This window comes from Amycolatopsis sp. NPDC003861, from assembly GCF_053605405.1.
Genome location: NZ_JBSGJD010000158.1, coordinates 1 through 22,994 on the forward strand (window position 1 = coordinate 1; position 22,994 = coordinate 22,994).

Below are 22,994 nucleotides of genomic sequence, written 5' to 3' on the forward strand. Positions count from 1 at the left end.
CGCACCGAACGCCACATTGGGTGCGTTGGACGCACCCAACGCCACATTGGGGCGTTTGAGACTCAGCAGCCGAGGAAGTGGCACCGGACGACGCGCGGCGTCTCCAGCACCGAGCCCGCCCGGACGTCCCAGGCGAGCCGGACGTACTGGGCGTGCGTCCAGGCCAGCGGGGTCGCCGAGGTGTTCGGCGTGCCGGCCGGGAAGCCGGTCTGCCCGGACGGCGGGTTCTCGTCCCACACCTGCTCCGGCATGGTCTCCGCCGAGCTGCTCACGCGGCCGAGGTCACGCAGCCGCCGCGCGGCCGACGACGGGTCGCCGAGCGCCAGTTCGTACTCGCCGCGCTCGCCGGCGAGCAGCGGCCAGAGCCGGCCGAACGTGGTGCGGCTCTCCGCCGGGAAGGTGTAGTCCCACGGCGAGCCGTCGGCCTGCTCGCCGTAGCCGTCCTTCGTGTAGCGGTGCCAGAACTGGCCGGTCGGCGTGGTGAACGCGATGTCCTTGTCCGTCACCCGCACGCTGTTGCGGATCACCGGGTCGTCGGCGCGGTAGATGCCGAGCCGGACCAGGTCGAGGAAGCCCGCGTCGGTGACCGCCCGCTGGTCCATCGTCACGCTCGAGTTGCCGAGGTTGTACGTCGTCCCGTTGTTCGCGTTCGCGTCCTTCGTCAGCCGGACGAAGTACGGGTCCTTCGACAGCGGCCCGTTCGTGGTGACCGTCTGCTTCGGCAGGTCGGCCTTCATCTTGTCGGCCGCCGCGAGGTACCGGGCCGCGTCCGCCGAAGCGCCGTTGTGCGCCGCGATGTCCGCCGCGCAGACGAGCCCGGCGATCACCGAGGCGATCGTCGACGGGGACCAGCCGTCCTGCTCCTCCCAGCGTTCCTGCTGCGTGTACGGCGTCGGCTGCCCGTTCGGACCGCGGTAGCCGAGGATGAAGTCGGCGGCCTTGCGGACGCCGGGCCACAGGTCGTTCCGCCCGAGCTGCTGGGCGAGCACGATCGGGAACGCGGTCTCGTCGAGCTGGATCGACGTCCAGTACGGGACGCCGTCGACGCGGCTGTTCTGCGGCATGTGGCCGTCGGCCTGCTGCTGCGGGCCGAACATGTACGACACCGCCCGGTTGGCGGCCGCCTTGTCGCCGCCGGCGGCCAAGCCGGTCGCGATCTGGTAGAGGTCACGCGGCCAGACCAGGTGGTAGGTGCCGGACGGCGACCACTCCGGGTCGTTGTTCCCGAACCGCCACGGCATGCTCGGCGAGGCGATGAAGGCGCCCGGGTGGTGCTTGTCCTCGCTCGCCGCGAGGGTGAGCATCGACGCCTTGTAGAGGTCGCGCTCGGCGTCGGTCTTCAGCGACGACGGCGGCTTGCTGATCCCCCGCAGGTACTGCTGCCAGCCGCGGTCGTAGGCGCGCGTGATGTCGCGGACACCGCGTCGCTGCGACGCCCGGGCACTGCCGAGCGCGTCGGCGGCCTTCGCGCCCATGCCGAGGGTGAGGGTGACGTGCCGGTTGCGCAGACCGTCGGCGTTCGCCTGCCCGGTCAGCACGACGTTGCCCTTCTCGGCCGTGTCGTACTGCGCCAGCTTGAAGGTCTTGGCGAGCTGGGTGTTCCCGTCGGACGCGCCCGCGTAGCCGACGCTCGTCTTCGTGAACGCGGGCTTCGCGGTGAGGGCGGCGGCGTTCGACGCGTCCTGCGCGGTGACGGCGTCGCCCTGGCGGGCGGCGGAGTCGTCCGAGCCGTCGTTGGTCAGGTCCGGGTCGGCGACCGCGTAGAGCTGGTAGGGCCGGCCGGTGAGCGACTGGAAGTCGACGTCGACCAGGACGGTCGTGGCGGCCGGGTCGGTGACGTAGGTCTTGCGGAGGCGCCAGCGGTGCTGGTCGTCGGTGATGGTCTGCTCGTAGGTCAGGCTGTCGTCGTCGGTCCGCCGCACCTGCTGCGACTTCGCCGAGTAGTCCGTGACGGCGAAGCTGCGGCCGTCGGTGACGACGAAGTTCAGCGAGCGGACGCTGGGCGTGGACAGGTCCGGGTAGTAGACCTCGGACAGCTGCCCGCCCTGGAGGGTGAACCAGACGTTGCTCGACCGGTCGTGGGCCGTGCCGAACCCGGTCTTGTTCGCGGGCAGCCAGCTCGGATGGGCCCCGGGTGCGCCGGGAGCCTCTTCCGCGGCCACCGCGGTCGCCGGGATCAGGCCGGTGACCAGCAGGCCGGCGAAGGCGCCGGAAATGAGTTTTCGCATATCAACCCCACAGAAGATCGCTTCTGCACCGTTACAGAAGCGACTTGGGAGTCTGCCGCCGATCCTTCACCGGCGCATGGTCCGATCCGGTGAACCACTGACCGTCACTGGTCCGGTGAACCGGTTCACGGACAGCGAACGTCCAGGACCGATTTCCGGGCGCAGAATTGTATTACCTGCAACGGTGTAATCGAGGTGCGCATGGACGACGCGATGGACGCCTACTCGCGCGTGGTCAGCACGGTCGCCGAGACCCTCACCCCGCACGTCGCCGGGGTGCAGCTCGCCCGCGGGAGCGGCTCGGCCGTCGTCTTCGCCGAGGACGGGCACCTGCTCACCAACGCCCACGTCGTCAGCGACCACCGGCGCGGGGTCGCCACCTTCGCCGACGGCAGCGAGGTGCCCTTCGACGTCGTCGGCGCCGACCCGCTGTCCGATCTCGCCGTGCTGCGTGCCCGGGGCGAGACGCCGGCCGCCGCCGTGCTGGGCGACGCCGACCGGCTCGTCGTCGGGCAGCTCGTCGTCGCCGTCGGAAACCCGCTCGGCTTCTCCGGCACCGTCACCGCCGGGGTCGTCAGCGCGCTCGGGCGGGCGCTGCCGGTGCGGCAGGGGCGCACCACCCGCGTGATCGAGGACGTCATCCAGACCGACGCCGCGCTCAACCCCGGCAACTCCGGCGGCGCGCTCGCCGACTCCGCCGGGCGGGTCGTCGGCGTCAACACCGCCGTCGCCGGGGTCGGGCTCGGCCTCGCCGTGCCGATCAACGCGACCACCCGGCGGATCATCGACACGCTGGTCGTCGAAGGCCGGGTGCGGCGCGCGTACCTCGGCGTCGTCGGCGTGCCCGCGCCGCTGCCGGACGACGTCGCCGAGCGCACCGGGCAGCGCGCGGGGCTGCGGGTGCACGAAGTCGTGTCCGGCGGCCCGGCCGACCGGGCGGGCCTGCGCGCCGGCGACCTCGTGCTGACCGTCGGGCGCACCCGCGTCTCGGACGCCCAGGGCATCCAGCGGCAGCTGTTCGCGGAAGTGATCGGCACCGCACTGCCGATCACCGTGCTGCGCAACGGAGCCATGGTCGACGTGTACGCCACACCGGCAGAGTTGGTCGGGTGACTTGAGTATCGCGCTCCGGCGTGGCATGGTCGGGGGCACAACACCAACGCGGGAGCTCGCGCCATGGCGGGCTGAGAGGGTGACTTGCGTTTCGCAGGCGTCACCGACCGCATGAACCTGACCGGGTAATGCCGGCGTAGGGAGTGAAAGTCGTTGACGGCTTTGGAAAGCAATGCTGCGCTGAACGTCACGACCGGGCCGATCACCGGCTCGCGCAAGGTGTACCACCAGACCGAATCCGGGCTGCGGGTGCCCGCCCGCCGGATCGATCTGTCCAACGGCGAACACTTCGACGTCTACGACACTTCGGGCCCCTACACGGATCCGGAAGCGGCCATCGACGTCCACAGTGGACTGCACCGGCTGCGCGCCGGCTGGGCCGACGGGCGCGAGCACAACACGCAGCTCGGGTGGGCCAAACAGGGCGTCATCACCCGGGAAATGGAGTACATCGCCGCGCGCGAACGGGTTTCCCCGGAGTTCGTCCGCGACGAGGTGGCTCGCGGGCGCGCGGTGATCCCGGTCAACCGCAAGCACCCCGAGTCCGAGCCGATGATCATCGGCAAGAACTTCCTGGTGAAGATCAACGCCAACATGGGCAACTCGGCCGTCTGGTCGTCGGTCGAGGAAGAGGTCGACAAGATGGTGTGGGCCACCCGCTGGGGTGCCGACACGATCATGGACCTCTCCACCGGCAAGCGGATCCACGAAACCCGGGAGTGGATCATCCGCAACTCGCCGGTCCCGGTCGGGACCGTGCCGATCTACCAGGCCCTGGAAAAGGTCAACGGGGAGCCGGAAAACCTGTCGTGGGAGGTGTACCGCGACACCATCGTCGAGCAGTGCGAACAGGGTGTCGACTACGTCACCGTGCACGCCGGCGTGCTGCTGCGCTACATCCCGCTGACCGCCCGGCGCGTCACCGGGATCGTCAGCCGGGGCGGGTCGATCATGGCCGCGTGGTGCCTGGCGCACCACCAAGAGTCCTTTTTGTACACGCACTTCGAGGAACTCTGCGAGATCCTCCGGCAGTACGACGTCACGTTCTCCCTCGGCGACGGCCTGCGCCCGGGGTCCATCGCGGACGCCAACGACCGCGCCCAGTTCGCCGAACTGGAAACCCTCGGCGAGCTGACGCACATCGCGCGCTCGCACGACGTCCAGGTGATGATCGAGGGCCCCGGCCACGTGCCGATGCACAAGATCAAGGAGAACGTCGAGCTCGAGGAAAAGCTCTGCGGCGAAGCGCCGTTCTACACGCTCGGCCCGCTCGCGACGGACATCGCGCCGGCGTACGACCACATCACTTCGGCCATCGGCGCGGCGCAGATCGGCTGGTACGGCACGGCGATGCTGTGTTACGTGACACCGAAGGAGCACCTGGGCCTGCCCAACCGCGACGACGTCAAGACCGGCGTGATCACGTACAAGATCGCCGCGCACGCCGCGGACCTGGCCAAGGGGCACAAGTACGCGCAGGAGTGGGACGACGAACTGTCCAAGGCGCGGTTCGAGTTCCGCTGGAACGACCAGTTCAACCTGTCGCTGGACCCGGACACCGCGCGCTCCTTCCACGACGAGACGCTGCCCGCCGAGCCGGCCAAGACCGCGCACTTCTGCTCGATGTGCGGCCCGAAGTTCTGCTCGATGCGGATCACGCAGGACGTCCGCAAGTACGCGGAGGAGCACGGTCTGTCCACTGTGGAGGCCATCGAAGCCGGCATGGAGGCGAAGTCGGCGGAGTTCACCGAGTCCGGCGGCAAGGTCTACCTGCCGGTGGTGCAGCCGTGACACCGAGGACCGCCCTCACCATCGCCGGCTCGGACTCCGGCGGTGGTGCGGGCATCCAGGCGGACCTGCGCACGTTCTTCGCGCACGGCGTCCACGGACTGGTCGCGGTGACGGCGGTCACCGTGCAGAACTCGCTGGGCGTACAGGGTTTCACCGAGATCCCGGCCGACGTGGTTTCGGCGCAGATCAAGGCGGTGGCGTCGGACATGGGCGTCGACGCGGCGAAGACGGGCATGCTGGCCACGGCGGAGATCATCCGCGCGGTGGCGAAGACCCTCGACGAGGTCGGGCCGTTCCCGTTCGTGGTCGACCCGGTCGCGGCGTCGATGACGGGCCACGCGCTGCTGCGCGAGGACGCCCTGGAAGCGATCCGCACGGAGCTGTTCCCGCGCGCGACGCTGGTCACGCCGAACCTCGACGAAGTCCGCTTGCTGACGGGTGTGTCGGTGGTGGACGCGGCTTCGCAGCGCGCGGCGGCCGAGGCCCTGCTGGAGTTCGGTTCGCGGTGGGTGCTCGTGAAGGGCGGCCACATGCAGGGCACGACCGAGTGCGTGGACCTGCTGACGGACGGCAGCGAGTACGTCGAACTGACCGGCCCGCGGTACGTCACGGAGAACACCCACGGCGGCGGCGACACCCTGGCCTCGGCGATCACGGCCTCGCTGGCGAAGGGCGCTTCGGTGCCGGACGCGGTGGCGGCGGGGAAGAAGTTCATCGAGCGGTGCGTGGCGGAGGCCTACCCGCTGGGTGCCGGGGTGGGTCCGGTCTCGCCGTTCTGGGTGCTGGATCGCTGACGCACCGGCCGGTACTCCACGCTGATCACTTCGATCTCGGAGCCGCGCAGGAGTACGCGTTCGTAGGCATCGGGCAACGCGGTGAGCGCGCTGTCCGCATCGGGCTTGACGGCCAGCGGCTTCGTCAGGAGGAGTTCGCGGTCGGCCGGCGCCAGGTCGGCGGTGAAGTTCTCGACCTGCCCGGTGTAGACGAGACCGCTGGTCAGCCGCACCCGGACGAACACCGCGTGCCCGGCAGGCACCCCGTCGCGGAACGCCAGCCCCCAGGCACTGACCTTCCGGAACGCCTCGCCCTCCCGCCGGGCGAGCACCTTGTGCAGCCCGAACGCCAGCAGGTGCGACAGGACGGTCGCCGCCGCGATCGTCAGGAGCACCCGGCCGTAGTGGTCCGCCAGGTAGGCGTGGCCGCCGATGATCATCGCGCGGGGGTCGAAGAACAGCCCGGGGAACAGCCACCGCACGCCCAGCAGCACCACCATGGTCGCCAGCGTGAACCCCAGACTGCCGAGCGCCACCCGACCGGCCTCGCGGAAGGCCGATTCCGCGGCCGCGACCCGGCGCCGGGCGCCGAGCAGGTCGAAGAACAGGCCCGGCGCGACGACGATCAGGAACAGGATGACGGCGAGCCAGGTGCCGGGGATCATCCGGGGTAGTCGGGCGGGTTGCGGTCGTCGTCCGCGCCGGCGGGGCGGGGCGGGGCGTCGGGATCGGGCTCTCGGTCGTCCCGCTTGAGCAGTTCCCGAAGCACCAACCGCGGGGCGGTGAGCACCCCGTTGAGCGCGGCGATGACGCCCTCGATCACCACGACCACCTCCCAGGTGCGGACCGGCACCTCGTGAGTCGCCGGGGCCGGGTGGGACGTTTCAGCGGACCGGCTGCAGCTCCCGGCCGTCGTACTCCTCGCGCGCCGAGCGGATGCGGCCGAAGTTCGCCTGCGACCACGTGCTCAGCGCGATCAGGTGCGCGCCGACCTCGGCGCCCATCTCCGTCAGCGCGTACTCGACCGTCGGCGGCGTTGTCGGGTACACCGTGCGCGTCACGAAGCCGTCGCGCTCGAGCTGGCGGAGGTTCTGGGTCAGCATCTTCTGGCTGATGCCGTCGACCGCGCGGCGCAGCTCGCCGAAGCGGTGCGGGCCGCGGGCCAGTGCGCCCAGGACCAGGGCCGTCCACTTGTTGGCCAGCAGGTCCAGGACGTCGCGGCACGGGCAGTTGCGGAGGTACACATCCCAGGGTCCGCCCTGGTCACAGGTAGTTTCCATCAGGTACCTACAGTACCAACTAGTGCCTTCTGGCGAAAAGTGACCGGTGGCCCGAGGATGGAGGCGATCCCGGACCAGAAGGAGTTGAGCAATGCGCGTCGTGACCCAGCAGGCCCTCGGCGGACCGGAGGTGCTCCGCGTCACCGAGGCACCGCGCCCCGAACCCGGGCCGACGGAGGTCCTGGTGCGGGTGAAGGCCGCCGGGATCAACCCGGTCGACTGGAAAGTGCGGCGCGGGGGCGGGTTCCTCGGCGAGCCGCCGTTCACCGTCGGCTGGGACGTCGCCGGCGTCGTCGAGCAGGCCGGCTTCGGCGCGACCGGTGTCGAGGAGGGCGACGAAGTCCTCGGCATGCCGTGGTTCCCGCGGCCGGCCAACGCCTACGCCGAGTACGTCACCGCGCCTTCGCGGCACTTCGTGCGCAAGCCGGCCGGCCTGTCGTTCGCCGAAGCCGCCGCCCTTCCGCTCGCCGGGCTGACCGCCTGGCAGGGTCTGGTCGACATCGCGGGCGTCCACAAGGGACAGCGGGTGTTCGTCGACGCCGCCGCGGGCGGGGTCGGCCACCTCGCCGTGCAGATCGCCAAGGCGCGCGGCGCGCACGTCATCGGCACCGCCAGCGCGCAGAAGCACGGGTTCCTGCGCGAACTCGGTGTCGACGAGCCGATCGACTACCACGACCCGGACGCGACCGCGTCCGATGTGGACGTCTACTTCGGACTGGTCGGCGAGGAGAGCGACCTGCGCTGGCTGCCCGCCGTCAAGGAGGGCGGCCTGCTGATCGGCGTGCCGAGCGGCGTCGCCGACCGGGTGGCGCAACAGGCGGCCGAGAACAACGTGCGGACGAAGAGGATCCTCGTCGAACCCGACCGCGGCGGGCTGGCCGGCCTCGTCGAGCTGATCGAGGCCGGCCAGCTGAAGGTCCGCGTCGAGCGGACCTTCCCGCTGGAGGACGTGGCCGAGGCGCACGAGCTGGGTGAATCCGGCCGGGTCTCCGGCAAGCTCGTGCTGACCGTCTAACCGCGGGCGAGCACCTGGGGCAGCACCGTCGTGAGCCCGGTCCAGTCCGAAGTGACCACCGACGCGTGCTGCTTCGCCAGGTCGGCGACGCGCTGGTTGGCCTGGTCGACCGTCGGGTTGTGGGCGTCGATGGCCGGCGCGACGTTCTGCCCGTCGGTCATCACCACGTAGTAGTGGTTGGCGTCGTACCACCACGGCCCGGTCTGCGTGACCCACGCGTTCGCGTCGCCGTCGAACACCACGAACCACGGCTTGAGGTCGGCGGTGTACTTGTCCCGCGGGTCGCCGCCGGCCGCGCCGTGCACGGTCGGGAAGATGTTCGCGTCGCCGAGCTTGCCCGCGTTCTTCAGGCCGACCAGGTAGCGCGCGTATTCGACGTCGGTCTTCAGCGTGTCGGTCGGGTTCTGCTCCTCGACCGTGCCCGGGATGATCTCGGTGATCACCCGGCCCCGCAGCGCGTCCACGGACGGCCAGTTTTCCGCCTTGGCCGCGTCGTCCAGCGTGGCGTAGCTCCCGAGCAGCTCGGCCGGGCGGAAGGCGACGCTGCCGAGGTGCGAGCGGAACGTCGCGTCCAGCTCGTCCGGGCCCATGCCGGTGTTGTCGGAGAAGCCGGTCTTCATCTCCAGCTTGAGCGTGATCGGCGTGTGCCCGGGGTGGGCGGCCAGCCAGATCCGGATGTCGTCGAGGCAGTACTCCAGGTTCTTGTTCTTGCCGCCGCTGTAGAGCTGTGACGCCGAGGTCGCCGCGACGCAGTTGTTGTTGTTCCCCAACGGGTTCGAGTGGCTGACCTTCCACTCGTGGGTGAAGAAGTCCGGCCAGACGTCGAGCTCGATCAGCGACGAGCCGGCGTCGAGCGCCTGGGCGAGGTAGCCGTAGGCCGCCGGGTCGTAGGTGTTGTGCACGCCGACGGTCGTGACGTGGGACAGCTTGGGGCTGTCGGCGCTGGCGGCGGTCGCTCCGGAGAGCGTGAGCGCGGCCGCGAGGAGGGCCACCGAGAAGAGCTTCATCCAGGCTCCTTCGAACGTGAGTAACGTTCACAATGTCTCACCGTGGTTGACTGTTGATGAAGCAAAAGAGGCTGATTGGCCTAGACCAGAAGTCGGGAAACCACCATGACGACGAGCCTTCCGACCGCCTTGACGATCGCCGGGTCGGACTCCGGCGGTGCCGCCGGGCTCCAGGCGGACCTGCGCACGTTCCTGACCTGCGGGGTGCACGGCCTGGTCGCGGTCACCGCCGTCACCGTGCAGAACACCCTGGGCGTGCACGACCGCGCCGACCTGCCGCCGCACATCGTGGCCGGGCAGATCGAGGCGGTGGCGGCGGACATGGGCGTCGGCGCGGCGAAGACCGGCATGCTGGCCTCGGCCGAGATCATCCACGCCGTCGCGGCGGCGTGCGACAAGGCGGAAATCGGCCGGGACGCGCACATCCCGTTCGTCGTGGACCCGGTGGCGGCGTCGATGCACGGCCACCCGCTGTTCGACGAGGCGGGGCTGCACGCGTTGCGCGACGAACTGCTCCCGCGCGCGACGGTGCTGACCCCGAACCTCGACGAGGTCCGGCTGCTGACCGGGATGACCGTGAAGGACCGCGAGGGCATGCACACCGCGGCGGTCGTGCTGCACCGCATGGGCCCCCGCTACGTCCTGGTCAAGAGCGGTCACCTGCAGGCCGACCCGGAGTGCGTGGACCTCCTGTTCGACGGCTCGACGTTCGTGGAGCTGCCCGGCAAGCGCTACTCGACGCCGCACACGCACGGCGCGGGCGACACGATGGCCTCGGCGCTCACCGCGGGCCTGGCCAAGGGCATGTCGGTGGTCGAGGCCGCGCGGTACGGCAAGTGGTTCGTGTCGCACGCGGTCGAGCACGCCTACCCGATGGGGGCGAAGGTCGGCCCGGTCTCGGCCTTCTGGCGGCTGGCTCCCGAAGAGCGCTGAGTACGCGTCCGGCTACCATCCCTGCGTTTACTGATCCTTGACCAACGCAGGGGGCGGCCTTGACCGGACGCGAGCGGGTGGCGCAGGTGCTCGAGAGCCGCCGCTTCCAGAACTTCATCATCGCCGTCATCGTCTTCAACGCCGTCACCCTCGGCATGGAGACGTCGACGTCGCTCATGGACGGCTACGGCGGCCTTCTGCACGCCCTCGACCACATCGCGCTGGGCATCTTCGTCACCGAGCTGCTGGCGAAGTTCTACGCCTACCGCGGCAGCTTCTTCCGCGACAACTGGAACGTTTTCGACCTGCTGGTGGTCGGCATCGCGGTGATCCCGGCGACCGGGCCGTTCGCCGTCCTGCGGTCGCTGCGCGTGCTGCGGGTCCTGCGGCTGATCTCCGTGGTGCCGTCGATGCGGAAGGTCGTCTCCGGGCTGCTCGCCGCGATCCCCGGGATGGCGTCGATCGCCGCGCTGCTCGCGCTGATCATCTTCGTGGCCGGCGTGATGGCGACGAAGCTGTTCGGCACCATCGACCCCGGCGACTTCGGTGACCTCGGCACGTCGCTGTTCACCCTGTTCCAGGTGATGACCGGCGAGGCCTGGCCGGACATCGCGAAGACGATCATGGAGCAGGCGCCGCTGGCCTGGATCTTCTTCGTCGTCTACATCCTGGTGTCCAGCTTCGCGGTGCTGAACCTCTTCATCGCCGTCGTGGTCAGCGGCATGGAGGACGAGCTGCGCCAGGACATCCGCGAGGAGGAGGCCAAGCAGGCCGAAGCGCAGGCCGCCGCGAACCAGGAGATCCTCGACGAGCTCCGCGCCCTGCGCGCGGAGCTGGCCGAACTGCGGCAGGAGAAGGCGGCTTAATCGTCCGCGATCAGGGCTTCGAGGGCCGGCAGCGCCGCCAGCAGCGCCTCCCGGTGGTCCGGCGAAAGGCGGTCGAGCCGCCGGTTCAGCTCCTGCACGCGCGTCGACCGGACACCGGACACGAGCCGCTCGCCCTCTTCAGTGGCTTTCGCCAGCCACGCCCGGCGGTCGACCGGGTCGGACTCGCGGCTCACGTACCCCGCCTCGACCAGGGACGCGATGATCCGCGACATCGTCGCCGCGGCCACGCCCTCCTTGGCCGCGAGGTCGCCGAGCCGGAGCTGGCCCGCGTGCACCAGCGTCGCCAGCGCCGAGATGGCGCCGTGGCCCGGGCCCGGCACGCCGGCCTGCCGCAGTGACCGGGAGAGCCTGCCCACGGCGAGGTACAACCTGCCCGAGACGTCCTGGACCGATGTGCTCGTCACGGCTGGCTCCTTCTGCCCTCGCCCCGCCGCGGGTGCGCCGGAAATTGCCGTCCACCTTACGGGTTCGAGGTCACGGTCGGCGTTAAGGCGCCCTGGTTTAACGGGGTGGGCTCGAAGCCTGCGCCCAGAAGCGCTGCGGCACCCGCCCGGCTTCCCGAGCCAACCGTCCCGCGACCACGGCGGAACGCATCGCCGCGGCCATCCGCTCCGGATCGGCCGCCCTGGTGACGGCCGTGGAGAGCAGGACGGCGTCGCAACCGAGCTCCATGGCGAGGGTCGCGTCCGAGGCCGTGCCGATTCCGGCGTCCAGGATGACCGGGACGCCCGCCCGCGAGACGATCAGTTCGATGTTGTGCGGATTCCGGATGCCGAGCCCGGTGCCGATCGGCGCGCCCAGCGGCATCACCGCGGCGCAGCCGGCCTCCTCCAGGCGCAGCGCGAGGACCGGGTCGTCGTTCGTGTAGACGAACACGGTGAACCCGTCGGCGGCGAGCCGCTCGGCGGCGTCGAGGGTCTCGATCGGGTCCGGCAGCAACGTCCGGTCGTCGGCGTGCACCTCGAGCTTGATGAGGTCGGTCTCCAGCGCCTCGCGCGCGAGCTGCGCGGTGAGCACGGCTTCGGCGGCCGTCCGGCACCCCGCCGTGTTCGGCAGCAGCTCGATGCCGAGCCTCTTCAGGAGTTCGAGGACGCCGGAGCCTCCTTCGGCGTCGGCGCGGCGCATGGCGACCGTGGTCAGCTCGGTGCCCGACGCCACCAGCGCGCGTTCCAGCACGGCGAGGTTCGCCGCGCCGCCGGTGCCGATGATCAGCCGGGACGTCAGCTTCGTCGTGCCGATGACCAGTGGTTCTTCGTCCATTTCAGCCTCCCTGGACCGCGGTGAGCACGTCGAGGACCGCCCCCTTGGGCACCGGGGTGGCCGCCCAGTCGGCGCGGCGGACGACGACGCCGTCGACCGCGACGGCGATGCCGGGCCGCTGCCCGCCCGACGCGTCGAGGACGTCGGCGACGGTGGCGCCGTCTGGGAACGCCGTCCACTCGCCGTTGAGCTTGATCTCCATCACACGTGCTCCTTCTCGTGCAGGCGGGCGGGCGAAGCCGCTTCGACGCCTTCGGGCGGCTCGTCGCCGTCGAGCCAGGCGACCACGGCGTCCGCGGTCACCGGGGCCAGCAGCAGGCCGTTGCGGTGGTGCCCGGTCGCGGCGAAAACCCCGCCGTCCAAGACGCCCAGGTACGGCAGCGCGTCCCGGCTGCCGGCGCGCAGGCCGGCGGCGGTCTCGGCCAGCTCGTACTCGGTGATCGCGGGGAAGACGCGTTCGGCGCCTTCGAGCAGCTCGCGCACGCCCCGGGCGGTGACGGCCCGGTCGAAGCCCGCCTCGTACTGGGTGGCGCCGAGGACGAGCTCGGCGGCACCGCGCGGGACGAGGTAGATCGGGCGGCCTTCGACGACGGCCCGGACGGTGCGGGCCGGCGGCGGCAGGCAGCCGCGGCGGGGCTTGAGCCGGAGGATCTCGCCCTTGAGCGGGCGGACGGCGTCGGCGAGCAGCGGGTGCAGCCGCCCGGTCCAGGCGCCCGCGGCGAGCACGACGGCTTCGGCGTCCGGGAGTTCCTCGACGCGCTCGCGGACGAACCGGACGTTGCGCTTCAGGCACGCCGCGTACAGCGCGTCGAGGAGTTTCCGGTTGTCCACCGCCAGGTCACCGGGTACGTTGAGTCCACTTCGGACGGATCCGACACCGGGTTCGAGCCGCTTGACCTCCCGGCCGGTGAGCCGCTCGGCCGCGCGGCCGAGCGAGTGCAGGTGACCGGCGAGGATGTCGAGGTGGCCGGCGTCGGCGTGGTCGAAGGCGACGACGAGCGTCCCGTGCCCGGCCAATCCCGGGTCGGTGCCGTCCCGCGCCAGGTCCGCGGCGAACGCCGGCCAGCGCTTCAGCGACTCTTCCCCGAGGCGGAGGACGTCCTCCTCGCCCGGCCACGCCTCGGTGACCGGCGCGAGCATGCCCCCGGCCAGCCAGGACGCACCGCCGCGGACGGGTTCGGGGTCGTACAGGGTGACCTTCCGGCCGGTGCGCGCGGCTCGCCACGCCGTGGACAGGCCGATCACGCCGCCGCCCACCACTGCCAGGTTCGTCATGGGATCACGCTCCCTGCGCCGGCATGACCCGGATCAGGTTCCACGGTCGGAGCGGCAGCTCCCTCTCAGCCCGTGCCTCGGGCTCCCGTGCGGACACCTCCACCCTAACGCGCGCGGTACGGTCGCCGCTATGCCCGCCCTCTCCGGTGACAAGATCCGCGCCCGCCTCGACTCGGCGCGCCTGTACCTGTGCACGGACGCCCGCACTTCGCGTGAGGACCTCGCCGCCTTCGCCGACGCGGCCCTCGCGGGCGGCGTCGACATCATCCAGCTGCGCGACAAAACCGGCGCTCTGGAGGCGGCCGGCGAGATCGCCGCGCTGGAGGTGCTCGCGGAGGCGTGCGCCCGCCACGGCGCGCTGCTGTCGGTGAACGACCGCGCCGACGTCGCGCTGGCGGTCGGTGCCGATGTGCTGCACCTGGGCCAGGACGACATCCCGGTGCCGCTGGCCCGCCGCATCCTGGGCGACGACGTCGTGATCGGCCGTTCGACGCACTCGCTCGACCAGGCGCTCGCGGCGGCCGCGGAACCCGGCGTGGACTACTTCTGCACGGGCCCCTGCTGGCCGACGCCCACGAAACCGGGCCGCCCCGCGCCGGGCCTGGACCTGGTGCGCGACACGGCGGCCTGGACGCCGGATCGCCCGTGGTTCGCCATCGGCGGCATCGACGGCGAGCGGCTGCCCTCGGTGCTGGAGGCGGGCGCGTCGCGGATCGTGGTCGTCCGGGCGATCACCGAAGCCGAGGACCCGGAGGCCGCGGCCCGCGCGCTGCGGGCCGCGCTGGCCTGAGTCACGGGGTCGGCGTCGTCCCGGCGCCCTTGCTGGTCGGCGGGGTCGCCGTGGTCGCCGGGGCCGAGGTCGACGGCTGCTCGGTCGTCGTGCCCGGCGTGGTCGACGGGGTCTCGGACGACGTCGTCGGCGGGGTCGACGTCACCGTCGGGGTCGTCTCCGTCGGGGACACCTGGGTGTCGTCCGTCGAGGTCGGCGGGGTGGTCGACGACGGGGTCCGGTCCTCGTGGCCGCTGCCGCCCGAGAAGATCTTGCCGATGCTCGAGCCCGTGCCGCCGCCGATCTGGGTGCCCGTGGCCGACTCGAAGCCGACGATCGACAGGATCGCCACCGCGAACGCCGCCACGCTGGTGCCGATGATCAACGGCCAGCGCAGCTTCTTCAGCCGCGCGGACAGCCGTGCCGAGTCGGGTTTCGCCAGCTGCACCGTGGACTGGTCGGTGATCGGCACCTCGGCCGTCGCCGGCACCTCCGGCGGCTCCGCGGGCCCGCGCCGCCGGATGCCCGACGTCGCGAGCTGACGCGCCTTGAGGGCCGCCTCGCGCGTGCGCTGCAGCGAGCGCAGGTACAGCTCGCTGCCGACCGTCGACACCACGCTCGCCACGCCCGCGCCGACCACCGTGCCCGCCACGCCCAGCGTCGAGCCGAGCAGCGCCGCGGTCACCGCCGCCAGCGCCGCCGCCAGGACCTGCGCGATCCGCAGGCCCGACTTCTCTTCCTTCTCCTCCGAAGCCGCTGCTTTCTCCTTGGTCATGATCCCGATCTAGGTAGTCCGTGTTCTCCCCTGTCCAACGTCTAAGGCGTGTGAGGAACTCCCCTCGTTGCCACGGCGTGAGGAGGACCACTTCGTCTGTCCATAATAGACACTCCAGACCGAACGTTTTCTTGACATACTCGGCACATGGAACTGGTGACGATCTCTGACATCGAGGCCGCCGCGAAGCGCGTCGAAGATGTCGCCGTACGCACGCCCCTGCTGCTCCAGACCTGGGATCCCCGCGGAACCCTGTGGCTCAAACCCGAAAGTCTGCAACCGGTCGGCGCCTTCAAGGTGCGCGGTGCGTTCAACGCCATCGCCTCCCTCGACGACGCGGCCCGCACCCGGGGTGTCATCGCGTACTCGAGCGGCAACCACGCGCAGGCAGTCGCGTACGCGGCGCAGCGCTACGGCGTGCCCGCGGTGATCGTCGTGCCGGACGTCGCGCCGCGGATCAAGGTCGAGGCCACCCGCTCGTACGGCGCCGAGGTGATCGAGGTCCCGATCGGCGAGCACGAGGCCAAAGCGCGCGAACTGGCCTCCGAACGCGGGCTGACCCTCGTCCCGCCGTTCGACCACGCGGCCATCATCGCCGGGCAGGGCACCGCCGGCCTGGAGATCGCCGAGGACCTGCCGGACGTCGAGGTCGTGCTCGTCCCGATCAGCGGTGGCGGGCTGGCCGCCGGGGTCGGCACCGCGATCAGGGCCCGGTGCCCGCGGGCGCGCGTGATCGGCGTCGAGCCCGCGCTGGCCGCGGACGTCGCCGACAGCCTGCGGCAGGGTGAGCTGGTCCGGTGGCCGCAGGCCGACCGCGCCCGCACGATCGCCGACGGCCTGCGCTCGCAGCCGTCCGAGCTGACCTTCGCTCACCTGCGGGAAGTGGTGGACCAGATGGTCACGGTCTCCGAGGACGAGATCCGCGAGGCGATGCGCGTCCTCGCCCGCAAGGCCCGGCTGGTGGCCGAGCCGAGCGGCGCGGTGACGTTGGCGGCGTACCTGTCCCACGCCGGCGAGCTCCCGGCCGGCAAGACGGTCGTCCTCGTCTCGGGCGGCAACGCCGACCCGGCGCTGTTCGCCGAGATCCTCGCGGGCTGAGCCCTGGCCGCCTCAAGCGCCCCAATGTGGCGTTCGGTGCATCCAGCGCACCCAATGTGGCGTTCGGCGCGCTGGACGCAACCAACGCCACATTGGGGCGCTTTGGCTAGGAGCCGGCGACGGAGGAGCCCCCGCGGATGTGCGTCGGCGGGCCCTCGACGCCGCAGTGGTAGCACTCGCCCAGGTGGGGGCAGTCGTCGTCCGGCTTGGCGCCCGGCGAAGGCGACGACGGTGGCGCGAGGACGCCGTTGTGGATGCCCAGCGCGATCAGGCCGCCCGCGATCGCCAGGGCCGCGCAGATGACCAGCGCCGTCCGCCAGCCCGCGGTGAGCGCGACCGGGTCGGCGTACGCCTCGCCGGTCAGCCCGGCCGCCGCCGGCAGCACCGCGACGGCCAGCAGGCCGCCCGAGCGGGCGATGGCGTTGTTGACGCCGGACGCGACACCGGCGTAGCGGTCCGGGGCCGCGGCGAGCACCGTCGCGGTCACCGGCGCCACGACCGTCGCCAGGCCGAGCCCGAACACGACCACCGCGGGCAGCACCGTGCCGAGGTAGGACGCGCCGGGCGCGATGCGCAGCATCAGCAGCATCCCGACGCCGACCACGATCGGGCCGACGACCAGCTGCAGGCGCGGGCCGATGCGCTGCGCGAGCGCGCCGGAACGGCCCGAAAGCAGGAGCATGATCACCGTCAGCGGGAGCCCGGCCAGGCCGGACGCCGTCGGCGAGTAGCCGAGTGAGACCTGCAGCTGCATGACCAGCAGCATCATCACGCCGCCGAGGGCCGCGTAGACGACGAAGGTCAGCGCGTTCGAGAGGGTGAACGTGCGGTCGCCGAACAGTGACGGCGGCACCAGCGGCTCGTGCGAGCGGTGCTGGACGACGACGAACGCGGCCAGCCCGGCGATCCCCAGCAGGCCCGCGCCGAGCACGAGCGGGTCGCCGATGCCGCGGGCGGGCGCCTCGACCAGCGCGCCGGTGATCCCGGCCAGGCCGAGGGCGCCGAGCGCGGCGGCGCCGAAGTCCGGGTGCCCGGTGGCGTCGGGGTCACGCGATTCCGGGACGAACCGGCGGGCCATCAGCACCACCGCGACCGCGATCGGCACGTTGATTAGGAACGCCAGCCGCCACGACCACACCTGCACGAGGAACCCGCCGAGCAGCGGCCCGGCGGCGGCCGCGATGCCGCCGAGGCCGGACCAGGCGCCGATCGCGCGGGCACGGGCGTCGTGCGCGAAGGACGCCTGGAGGATCGCGAGCGACCCCGGCGTCAGGAGCGCGCCGCCGATGCCCTGCAGGATCCGGGTCGCGACGAGCATTTCGGTGGATTGCGCCGCGGCGCACAGCCCGGAGGCGACGCCGAACCAGATGACGCCGACGAGGTACATGCGGCGCCGGCCGTACCGGTCGCCGAGCGAACCGGCGACCAGGATGAGCGCGGCGAGGGCCAGCATGTAGCCGTCGAGGATCCACTGGAGCCCCGCCACGGAGGCGTTGAGCTCGGCGCCGATGCGGGGCAGGGCGACGTTGACGATGGTGCCGTCGAGCATCGCCATGCCGGAGCCCAGGATGGTGGTGGCCAGCAGGCCGCGCGCGGCGCCGGTGCCCCAGCGGATCCCGGTGTCTTCGGTGGCAGTCACCCGGTCACCTTCACCGCCACCGCAGCACCCCGTCAACCCGGCAGGTCGTGAGTGGCAAGGAGGGTTCTAACCCGCCTTACCACTCACGAGGCGTTACGGCAGCAGCGTCGTCACGAACTTGTAGCGGTCGCCGCGGTAGACCGAGCGGGCGAACTCGACCGGCTTGCCGTCCGTGGCGAACGAGTGGCGGGTCAGCATCAGCACCGGCATGCCGACGTCCGCGCCGAGCATCTCCGCTTCCTGCGGCCCCGCCAGGGACGTCTCAATCGTTTCTTCCGCGCGTTCGAGTTCGACGCCGTAGTGCTCGCGTAGAACGGCGTACAACGAACCGCCGGCCGAGACGTGCTTGCGCAGCCCGCGGAAGCGGCCGAGCGGCAGGTGCGTCGTCTCGAGCGCCATCGGCTGCGAGTCCGCCAGTCGAAGTCGTCGAAGACGAAGGATTTTCGCGCCGGTCCGGATGCCGAGCAGCTTCGCGAGGTCGCCCTCGACCGGCATTTCCTCGACTTCCAACAATTTCGACGACGGCTTCAGGCCCTGTTTGCGCATGTCCTCGGTGTAGGAAGACAGCTGGAGCCGCTGCGCGAGCTTCGGCTCGGCCGCGAAGGTGCCTTTGCCCTGCACCCGGTGCAGCCGGCCCTCGGCGGTCAGGTCGGCCAGCGCCTGGCGCACGGTGGTGCGGGAGACCGTGAACTCCCCGGCGAGCGCGCGTTCGGTCGGGATCGGCGACCCCGGCGGCAGCACGTCCAGCAGGTCGAGGAGGTGCTGTTTCAGCGCCCAGTATTTGGGCTCGCGCTGCCCGCGCATCCCGGCGACGGCGCCCGCCTCGCCCGTGGTGGTGGTCTCCAACATGCCCGGCTCCCTATGTCTTCCCTCATCGCACGCCACGTCCCCGTAAGAAACGTACCCTTTTCCCCAAACGCGCCGCCCCTATAACATTGGTCTAGACCTGACCGACGCCGCCTGAGTCCGGTACATAATGCCGGAGGTGGAGAGGAAAATGATGACCGAACAACGGCCCGGCGCGCACATGGCCGCGGAGATCGCCCAGCAACCGGACGTCCTGGCCGGACTGGTGGCGCGTCAGGCGGAAATCGCCGAAGTGGCGGAAAAGATCTCACAACGCCCCCCGCGGTTCGCTTTGCTCGCGGCGCGTGGATCGAGCGACCACGCAGCGTTGTACGCGAAGTACCTGATCGAGGTACTCCTCGGCCTTCCGGCGGGTCTGGTTTCCCCGTCCACGGCCACTCTGTACGGCGCTCGGCCGGATCTGCGGGACGTGCTTTTCGTCACGGTCAGCCAGAGCGGCGGCTCGCCTGACCTGATCGAGGTCACCGAAACGGCGCGGCGCCAGGGCGCGCTGACGGTCTCGGTCACCAACACGCCGGACTCGCCGCTGCGGGCGGCGTCCGAGCTCGGCGTCGACATCGGCGCGGGTGTCGAGAAGGCCGTCGCGGCCACCAAGACGTACTCCGCGACGCTGATGGCGCTGTACCTGCTGATCGACGCGGTGCGCGGCGGCAAGGCGGCCGACGCCGAGAAGATCGGCGAGCTGGCGCAGCAGACCCTCGACGGCGCCACCGAGGGCGTGCAGCGCGCGGTCGACCGCTACCGGTTCGTGAACCGGGTGCTCACCGCCGCCCGCGGCTACTCGTACGCGACCGCGCTGGAGGCGTCCCTCAAGCTCGCCGAGACGAGCTACCTCGCGGCCCGCGCGTACAGCGGCGCCGACCTGCTGCACGGCCCGGTCGCCGCGGTCGACGACCAGACCGCGGTCCTCGCGGTGACCAGCGCCGGGCACGGCGCCGACGCGATGCGCGAGGTGATCGACGCCGTCGGCAAGCGCGGCGCGGACGTCGTCGCGGTCGGCTCGGCGTCGGCCCAGGCCCCGGCGGCGCTGCGCATCGACGTGCCGCAGACCGTCGAGGAGCTGGCGCCGATCCTGGAGATCCTGCCGATCCAGCGGATCGCGCTCGGCCTGTCGCTGGCCCGCGGCGGCGACCCGGACAGCCCGCGCGGCCTGCTGAAGGTGACCAAGACGAGGTGAGCTTCGCGATCGGCGTCGACGCCGGCGGGACGTCGACCAGGGCCGCACTGGTCGACGCCACCGGCGCGGTGCTGGGCACCGGGCGCGGCGAAGGGGCGAACCCGAACGCGCACGCGCCCGAGGTCGCCGCGGGCCGGATCGCGGACGCGATCACCGCGGCGCTCGGCGGCCATGACCCCGGCGCCGTACGGGCGTGCGTCGTCGGCATGGCCGGGGTCAGCAAGCTGAGCGATCGCGGCGTGGCGGCGGTCTTCGACGCGGCGTGGACGCGAATCGGTCTCACGTGTGCCGTCCGGACGGTCGCCGACGCCGAAGTGGCGTACGCGTCGGCGACCTCGGCGCCGGACGGGACGGTCGTCGTCGCCGGCACCGGCTCGATCGCGGGCCGGATCCGCAAGCGGCGGCTCGCGGGCACGACCGGTGGCTACGGCTGGCTGCTCGGCGACGAAGGGTCGGCGTTCTGGCTCGGCCGCGAAGCCGTCCGCTCCACTTTGGAGGCACTGGGCCGCGGCCGGCCGCTCGACGGGCTCCCGTCGGCGGTGCTGGCCGCGGCCCTCGGACTGTCCGTTTTGGACGTCCGCGACGACGCCGGAAGGCTGGCCGCGTCCCGGGCGCTGATCACCGCGGCCAACGCGGAGCCGCCGGTCCGGCTCGCCCGGTTCGCCCCGCTGGTGAGCGCGGCGCACGACGCGGGCGAGCCGGCGGCCCGGGAGATCGTCGCCCGCGCGGCCGGGCACCTGGCCGAGAACGCCCTGGCGGCGCGCGAGCCCGGCGAGTCGACTCCGGTCGTGCTCGTCGGCTCGGTGCTCACCGGCGCCAGCCCGGTCGGGGAGCTGGTGCGCCGCCGTCTGGGTGAGCTCGAGGTGCTGACCAGCTCCGATGGGGTGCTCGGGGCGGCCTGGCTGGCCGCCGTGGACGCCTTCGGCGAGGGGACGCCACGGCCCCGGGCGTAAGGATCTCGAGCAAAACGCGGCGCAAAGACGCGAAACCGTCGACTGAACCCGGGAGTCCGGGTACCGTAGGCAGTGGCCCCCGGACCCTCCCCCCTCGCCGGGGGCCGCCTTATGCCCCCGGTACGTCGTCCGAGCGGGTTTCCGGCGCCAGGCGGAGGCCGGGGTGTTCCGGCGGCAACGCCCGGTAGAGCACCCAGCCACTGACCGCGACGGTGAGCGCGACGAGCGGCCAGGAGAGCACCGTCCGGGCCACGCCGAGCGCGAGCACCTGGCCGGCCCACCACAGCAGGCCGTAGACGACCACGCGCAGCGTGTACTGGAGCACCCACACCCAGCTGGCGCGCGAGTAGGCCTTGAGCAGCACGGTGTCGCGGCGCCAGCGCGTCTTCTGGCCCAGCAGCAGGCCGACGACGACGCCGAGCAGCGGCCAGCGCACGACGATGCTGGCCGCCCAGAGCAGCGCGCTGGCCACATTGGACATCAGCTGCAGGAGGAAGAAGTCCTGGGCCCGGCCGGTGTGCAGGGCGATCAGCGCGGCCGCGACGACGGCGGCCAGGCTGACGACGAGCGCGCGCACCTTGCCACCACGGGCGATCCGGTAGAACCCCACCGCGACGGCGACCGCGACGGCGGCCCCGGCGCCCCAGGCGACGGACTGACCGGCCACGAGCCACCCGGCGACGAAGCCGACGGGCGGGATGCTGGCGTCGAGCGCCCCCCGGCGGCCACCGAGGATCTGCGTGAGCGACTCACGGGGTTCTCCGGACACGTGTCCAGCCTGCCGGATCGTGCGCGGGACGCCCCGGGGAGGGAGATCTTCGCCACATCGGGTGCCGGGTTTGCCTCCGAGTGTGCGGTTTCACGGCATGCGGAAGGTGAAGACTGCGTAATAGAGAGGCACAGAAGGCCGACAAGATAAGACACTGTTACCGCAGGCTGAACGCCCGGGGGTGGAGCGGGTTTGCGGCCGATGGTTAGTTGAGGTGTACAACTACATGTCGGGGTGTGTCGGTCGCAGGGATGGGAAGGGGACCCACGTGTACGGATTCGACAGCTACGTAGCCCTCGGTGACAGCTTCACCGAGGGGCTCAACGACGACCTGCCGGACGGTTCCTTCCGCGGCTGGGCCGACCGCCTGGCCGAGGTACTGGCGGCCGGCCGCAGCGACTTCCAGTACGCCAACCTGGCCCTGCGCGGCAAGATGCTCGACGAGATCCTGGACGAGCAGCTCCCGATCGCGCTCGACCTGAAGCCGGACCTGGTCACGCTCTGTGCGGGCGGCAACGACATCATCGTGCCGGGCGCGGACGTGGACGCGGTGGCGGAGCGCCTCGAGGAGGGCGTGGCGAAGCTGCGCGAGGCGGGCATCCCGGTGTTGCTGTTCAACGGCCCGGACACGAAGGTCCTGTCGGTGATGTCGGTGCTGCGCGGCAAGGTGGCGATCTACAACACGAATCTGTGGGCAATCGCGGAGCGTCACGGAGCGCGCATGGTCGACTTGTGGACCATGGGCCCCCTCCACGACCGCCGCGCCTGGAGCGACGACCGGTTGCACTTTTCCCCGGAGGCCCACCGCCGCATCGCCCTGAAGGCGGCGGAGGTGCTGGGGATCCCGGTGGAGTCGGATTGGCGCGAGCCGTGGCCCCTGGAGGAGACGCCGAACCGCTGGATCGACTCCCGCCGGTCGGACCTGACGTGGACGAAGGTGCATTTGCTGCCGTGGATCCGGCGGCAGCTGAGGGGCGAGTCGATGGGGGACGGGCTGTCCCCGAAGCGGCCGCAGCTGGCACCGCTGGTGCCGTTGGACGTACTCGAGGTAACGGACAGCGCCCGGCGGCAGCAGGCGAGCTGAGCCCTTCGCGGGTTGTTGGTAGGGCTTTCGGCGCGGGCGAGGGGTGCGCGCGCTGGGAGGTCCCTCTGGGCTGCGCTTGCGGGGCCCTGCGCTTGCCCGGCCCACCCTCCCAGACAGAGCTCCGCCAAAGCCGGAGCAGCAGGCATTCCACCGGCCCGAACGAGACGCGGACGCCCAACCGGCACCCCACCCAGGCCTCCCCCGCCACCCCGATCCGAAGCCGGCACGCGGACGGTGGTGCCGGGTCAAGGCACGCTTTCCCGCCTTGACGCGGCTCCACCGTCCGTTGTGACAATCGAGC

General features: G+C 71.5%; 24 protein-coding genes and 2 riboswitches. Of the genes, 11 read left to right on the plus strand and 13 right to left on the minus strand.

The genetic code is table 11. The annotated features are described in order from the left end of the window. Window positions 1-62 precede the first annotated feature (62 nt). Complete coding sequence (locus ACWEVN_RS31400; RefSeq protein ID WP_452053681.1) at window positions 63-2,228, minus strand: glycoside hydrolase family 15 protein; 2,166 nt, start codon at window positions 2,226-2,228, stop codon at window positions 63-65. Window positions 2,229-2,429: 201 nt separating this feature from the next. Here ACWEVN_RS31400 and ACWEVN_RS31405 point away from each other — a divergent pair, with 201 nt between their 5' ends. From ACWEVN_RS31405 to thiD (ACWEVN_RS31415), 3 genes are all read left to right on the plus strand, one after another. Next, window positions 2,430-3,341, plus strand: coding sequence for a S1C family serine protease (locus ACWEVN_RS31405; protein ID WP_452053682.1), 912 nt, complete (start codon window positions 2,430-2,432; stop codon window positions 3,339-3,341). A gap of 38 nt (window positions 3,342-3,379) precedes the next feature. Next, a riboswitch (TPP riboswitch) is annotated at window positions 3,380-3,501 on the plus strand. After that, window positions 3,495-5,132 carry a phosphomethylpyrimidine synthase ThiC gene (gene thiC / locus ACWEVN_RS31410; protein WP_452053683.1) on the plus strand — a complete coding sequence of 546 codons (1,638 nt, stop codon included), beginning with the start codon at window positions 3,495-3,497 and terminating at the stop codon, window positions 5,130-5,132. Its footprint overlaps the riboswitch before it by 7 nt. Next, window positions 5,129-5,926 (plus strand): bifunctional hydroxymethylpyrimidine kinase/phosphomethylpyrimidine kinase, encoded by a 798-nt coding sequence (gene thiD, locus ACWEVN_RS31415; RefSeq protein ID WP_452053684.1) that lies wholly within the window; start codon window positions 5,129-5,131, stop codon window positions 5,924-5,926. Before thiC ends, thiD (ACWEVN_RS31415) begins: the two co-directional genes overlap by 4 nt. On the opposite strand, the gene ACWEVN_RS31420 is transcribed toward thiD (ACWEVN_RS31415), so the two are convergent. The 3 genes from ACWEVN_RS31420 to ACWEVN_RS31430 are packed head-to-tail and all read right to left on the minus strand — an operon-like array spanning window position 5,869 to window position 7,185. Then, on the minus strand, window positions 5,869-6,570 hold the full coding sequence (locus ACWEVN_RS31420) for a DUF6338 family protein (protein WP_452053685.1): 702 nt from the start codon (window positions 6,568-6,570) through the stop codon (window positions 5,869-5,871). The genes thiD (ACWEVN_RS31415) and ACWEVN_RS31420 overlap by 58 nt on opposite strands. Further along, complete coding sequence (locus tag ACWEVN_RS31425; protein WP_449687787.1) at window positions 6,567-6,758, minus strand: hypothetical protein; 192 nt, start codon at window positions 6,756-6,758, stop codon at window positions 6,567-6,569. The genes ACWEVN_RS31420 and ACWEVN_RS31425 overlap by 4 nt, the downstream gene beginning before the upstream one ends. A gap of 31 nt (window positions 6,759-6,789) precedes the next feature. Beyond that, window positions 6,790-7,185 (minus strand): winged helix-turn-helix transcriptional regulator, encoded by a 396-nt coding sequence (locus ACWEVN_RS31430; protein ID WP_449687786.1) that lies wholly within the window; start codon window positions 7,183-7,185, stop codon window positions 6,790-6,792. A gap of 91 nt (window positions 7,186-7,276) precedes the next feature. On the opposite strand from ACWEVN_RS31430, the gene ACWEVN_RS31435 reads away from it, so the two are divergent. Then, complete coding sequence (locus ACWEVN_RS31435; RefSeq protein ID WP_452053686.1) at window positions 7,277-8,200, plus strand: NADP-dependent oxidoreductase; 924 nt, start codon at window positions 7,277-7,279, stop codon at window positions 8,198-8,200. On the opposite strand, the gene ACWEVN_RS31440 is transcribed toward ACWEVN_RS31435, so the two are convergent. Further along, window positions 8,197-9,207, minus strand: coding sequence for a phosphatidylinositol-specific phospholipase C domain-containing protein (locus tag ACWEVN_RS31440; protein WP_452053687.1), 1,011 nt, complete (start codon window positions 9,205-9,207; stop codon window positions 8,197-8,199). The two genes, ACWEVN_RS31435 and ACWEVN_RS31440, sit on opposite strands and share 4 nt — an antisense overlap. 105 nt (window positions 9,208-9,312) lie before the next feature. Here ACWEVN_RS31440 and thiD (ACWEVN_RS31445) point away from each other — a divergent pair, with 105 nt between their 5' ends. Together thiD (ACWEVN_RS31445) and ACWEVN_RS31450 are read left to right on the plus strand one after the other, a co-directional pair. Next, the gene (gene thiD / locus ACWEVN_RS31445) at window positions 9,313-10,140 is read left to right on the plus strand and encodes a bifunctional hydroxymethylpyrimidine kinase/phosphomethylpyrimidine kinase (protein ID WP_452053688.1); all 828 of its coding nucleotides are present in this window, start codon (window positions 9,313-9,315) and stop codon (window positions 10,138-10,140) included. 59 nt (window positions 10,141-10,199) lie between these two features. Then, window positions 10,200-11,006: an ion transporter gene (locus ACWEVN_RS31450; RefSeq protein WP_449687782.1), complete on the plus strand. Its 807-nt coding sequence runs from the start codon at window positions 10,200-10,202 to the stop codon at window positions 11,004-11,006. Here the strand turns inward: ACWEVN_RS31450 and ACWEVN_RS31455 are convergent. The 4 genes from ACWEVN_RS31455 to thiO form a co-directional block, all read right to left on the minus strand. Then, window positions 11,003-11,431: a MarR family winged helix-turn-helix transcriptional regulator gene (locus ACWEVN_RS31455; protein WP_086846856.1), complete on the minus strand. Its 429-nt coding sequence runs from the start codon at window positions 11,429-11,431 to the stop codon at window positions 11,003-11,005. The two genes, ACWEVN_RS31450 and ACWEVN_RS31455, sit on opposite strands and share 4 nt — an antisense overlap. A gap of 97 nt (window positions 11,432-11,528) precedes the next feature. Continuing rightward, window positions 11,529-12,287 (minus strand): thiazole synthase, encoded by a 759-nt coding sequence (gene thiG / locus ACWEVN_RS31460; protein WP_449687781.1) that lies wholly within the window; start codon window positions 12,285-12,287, stop codon window positions 11,529-11,531. Between the two features lies 1 nt (window position 12,288). Continuing rightward, window positions 12,289-12,489: a sulfur carrier protein ThiS gene (gene thiS / locus ACWEVN_RS31465; RefSeq protein WP_449687780.1), complete on the minus strand. Its 201-nt coding sequence runs from the start codon at window positions 12,487-12,489 to the stop codon at window positions 12,289-12,291. Beyond that, the gene (gene thiO / locus ACWEVN_RS31470; RefSeq protein ID WP_452053689.1) at window positions 12,489-13,562 is read right to left on the minus strand and encodes a glycine oxidase ThiO; all 1,074 of its coding nucleotides are present in this window, start codon (window positions 13,560-13,562) and stop codon (window positions 12,489-12,491) included. The genes thiS and thiO overlap by 1 nt, the downstream gene beginning before the upstream one ends. Next, window positions 13,556-13,661: riboswitch (TPP riboswitch) on the minus strand. (Overlaps the previous gene by 7 nt.) A gap of 31 nt (window positions 13,662-13,692) precedes the next feature. On the opposite strand from thiO, the gene thiE reads away from it, so the two are divergent. Next, a complete protein-coding gene (gene thiE / locus ACWEVN_RS31475) occupies window positions 13,693-14,352 on the plus strand; it encodes a thiamine phosphate synthase (protein WP_452053690.1) in 660 nt (219 codons plus the stop codon). A 1-nt stretch (window position 14,353) separates the two neighbouring features. On the opposite strand, the gene ACWEVN_RS31480 is transcribed toward thiE, so the two are convergent. After that, window positions 14,354-15,106, minus strand: coding sequence for a hypothetical protein (locus ACWEVN_RS31480; RefSeq protein ID WP_452053691.1), 753 nt, complete (start codon window positions 15,104-15,106; stop codon window positions 14,354-14,356). 147 nt (window positions 15,107-15,253) lie between these two features. Between ACWEVN_RS31480 and ACWEVN_RS31485 the strand changes: the two genes are divergently transcribed. After that, entirely contained in the window at window positions 15,254-16,204 is a 951-nt protein-coding gene (locus ACWEVN_RS31485; RefSeq protein WP_452053692.1) for a threonine ammonia-lyase, read from the plus strand. A gap of 106 nt (window positions 16,205-16,310) precedes the next feature. Here the strand turns inward: ACWEVN_RS31485 and ACWEVN_RS31490 are convergent, their stop codons facing one another. Together ACWEVN_RS31490 and ACWEVN_RS31495 are read right to left on the minus strand one after the other, a co-directional pair. Next, complete coding sequence (locus ACWEVN_RS31490) at window positions 16,311-17,843, minus strand: MFS transporter (protein ID WP_452053693.1); 1,533 nt, start codon at window positions 17,841-17,843, stop codon at window positions 16,311-16,313. 93 nt (window positions 17,844-17,936) lie between these two features. Then, window positions 17,937-18,692, minus strand: a complete 756-nt coding sequence (locus ACWEVN_RS31495; protein ID WP_086846871.1) for a GntR family transcriptional regulator — start codon at window positions 18,690-18,692, stop codon at window positions 17,937-17,939. A gap of 148 nt (window positions 18,693-18,840) precedes the next feature. Between ACWEVN_RS31495 and ACWEVN_RS31500 the strand changes: the two genes are divergently transcribed. Both ACWEVN_RS31500 and ACWEVN_RS31505 read left to right on the plus strand, forming a co-directional pair. Further along, window positions 18,841-19,887: an SIS domain-containing protein gene (locus ACWEVN_RS31500; protein WP_310968802.1), complete on the plus strand. Its 1,047-nt coding sequence runs from the start codon at window positions 18,841-18,843 to the stop codon at window positions 19,885-19,887. Beyond that, window positions 19,884-20,840, plus strand: coding sequence for an N-acetylglucosamine kinase (locus tag ACWEVN_RS31505; protein ID WP_452053694.1), 957 nt, complete (start codon window positions 19,884-19,886; stop codon window positions 20,838-20,840). The genes ACWEVN_RS31500 and ACWEVN_RS31505 overlap by 4 nt, the downstream gene beginning before the upstream one ends. A 109-nt stretch (window positions 20,841-20,949) precedes the next feature. On the opposite strand, the gene ACWEVN_RS31510 is transcribed toward ACWEVN_RS31505, so the two are convergent. Beyond that, window positions 20,950-21,609 carry a DUF3159 domain-containing protein gene (locus ACWEVN_RS31510; protein WP_452053695.1) on the minus strand — a complete coding sequence of 220 codons (660 nt, stop codon included), beginning with the start codon at window positions 21,607-21,609 and terminating at the stop codon, window positions 20,950-20,952. 268 nt (window positions 21,610-21,877) lie between these two features. Here ACWEVN_RS31510 and ACWEVN_RS31515 point away from each other — a divergent pair, with 268 nt between their 5' ends. Beyond that, window positions 21,878-22,693 carry an SGNH/GDSL hydrolase family protein gene (locus ACWEVN_RS31515; protein WP_449687406.1) on the plus strand — a complete coding sequence of 272 codons (816 nt, stop codon included), beginning with the start codon at window positions 21,878-21,880 and terminating at the stop codon, window positions 22,691-22,693. The last annotated feature ends 301 nt before the right edge of the window (window positions 22,694-22,994 follow it).

Bases quoted from the DNA above. Each gene is read 5' to 3' on its own strand.
- ACWEVN_RS31440 (WP_452053687.1), bottom strand. From the start codon at position 9,207: ATGAAGCTCTTCTCGGTGGCCCTCCTCGCGGCCGCGCTCACGCTCTCC.
- thiE (WP_452053690.1), top strand. From the start codon at position 13,693: ATGCCCGCCCTCTCCGGTGACAAGATCCGCGCCCGCCTCGACTCGGCG.
- ACWEVN_RS31405 (WP_452053682.1), top strand. From the start codon at position 2,430: ATGGACGACGCGATGGACGCCTACTCGCGCGTGGTCAGCACGGTCGCC.
- thiD (WP_452053688.1), top strand. From the start codon at position 9,313: ATGACGACGAGCCTTCCGACCGCCTTGACGATCGCCGGGTCGGACTCC.
- ACWEVN_RS31485 (WP_452053692.1), top strand. From the start codon at position 15,254: ATGGAACTGGTGACGATCTCTGACATCGAGGCCGCCGCGAAGCGCGTC.
- thiO (WP_452053689.1), bottom strand. From the start codon at position 13,562: ATGACGAACCTGGCAGTGGTGGGCGGCGGCGTGATCGGCCTGTCCACG.
- ACWEVN_RS31480 (WP_452053691.1), bottom strand. From the start codon at position 15,106: ATGACCAAGGAGAAAGCAGCGGCTTCGGAGGAGAAGGAAGAGAAGTCG.
- ACWEVN_RS31435 (WP_452053686.1), top strand. From the start codon at position 7,277: ATGCGCGTCGTGACCCAGCAGGCCCTCGGCGGACCGGAGGTGCTCCGC.
- ACWEVN_RS31420 (WP_452053685.1), bottom strand. From the start codon at position 6,570: ATGATCCCCGGCACCTGGCTCGCCGTCATCCTGTTCCTGATCGTCGTC.
- thiG (WP_449687781.1), bottom strand. From the start codon at position 12,287: ATGGACGAAGAACCACTGGTCATCGGCACGACGAAGCTGACGTCCCGG.
- ACWEVN_RS31430 (WP_449687786.1), bottom strand. From the start codon at position 7,185: ATGGAAACTACCTGTGACCAGGGCGGACCCTGGGATGTGTACCTCCGC.
- ACWEVN_RS31400 (WP_452053681.1), bottom strand. From the start codon at position 2,228: ATGCGAAAACTCATTTCCGGCGCCTTCGCCGGCCTGCTGGTCACCGGC.
- ACWEVN_RS31500 (WP_310968802.1), top strand. From the start codon at position 18,841: ATGATGACCGAACAACGGCCCGGCGCGCACATGGCCGCGGAGATCGCC.
- ACWEVN_RS31495 (WP_086846871.1), bottom strand. From the start codon at position 18,692: ATGTTGGAGACCACCACCACGGGCGAGGCGGGCGCCGTCGCCGGGATG.
- thiS (WP_449687780.1), bottom strand. From the start codon at position 12,489: ATGGAGATCAAGCTCAACGGCGAGTGGACGGCGTTCCCAGACGGCGCC.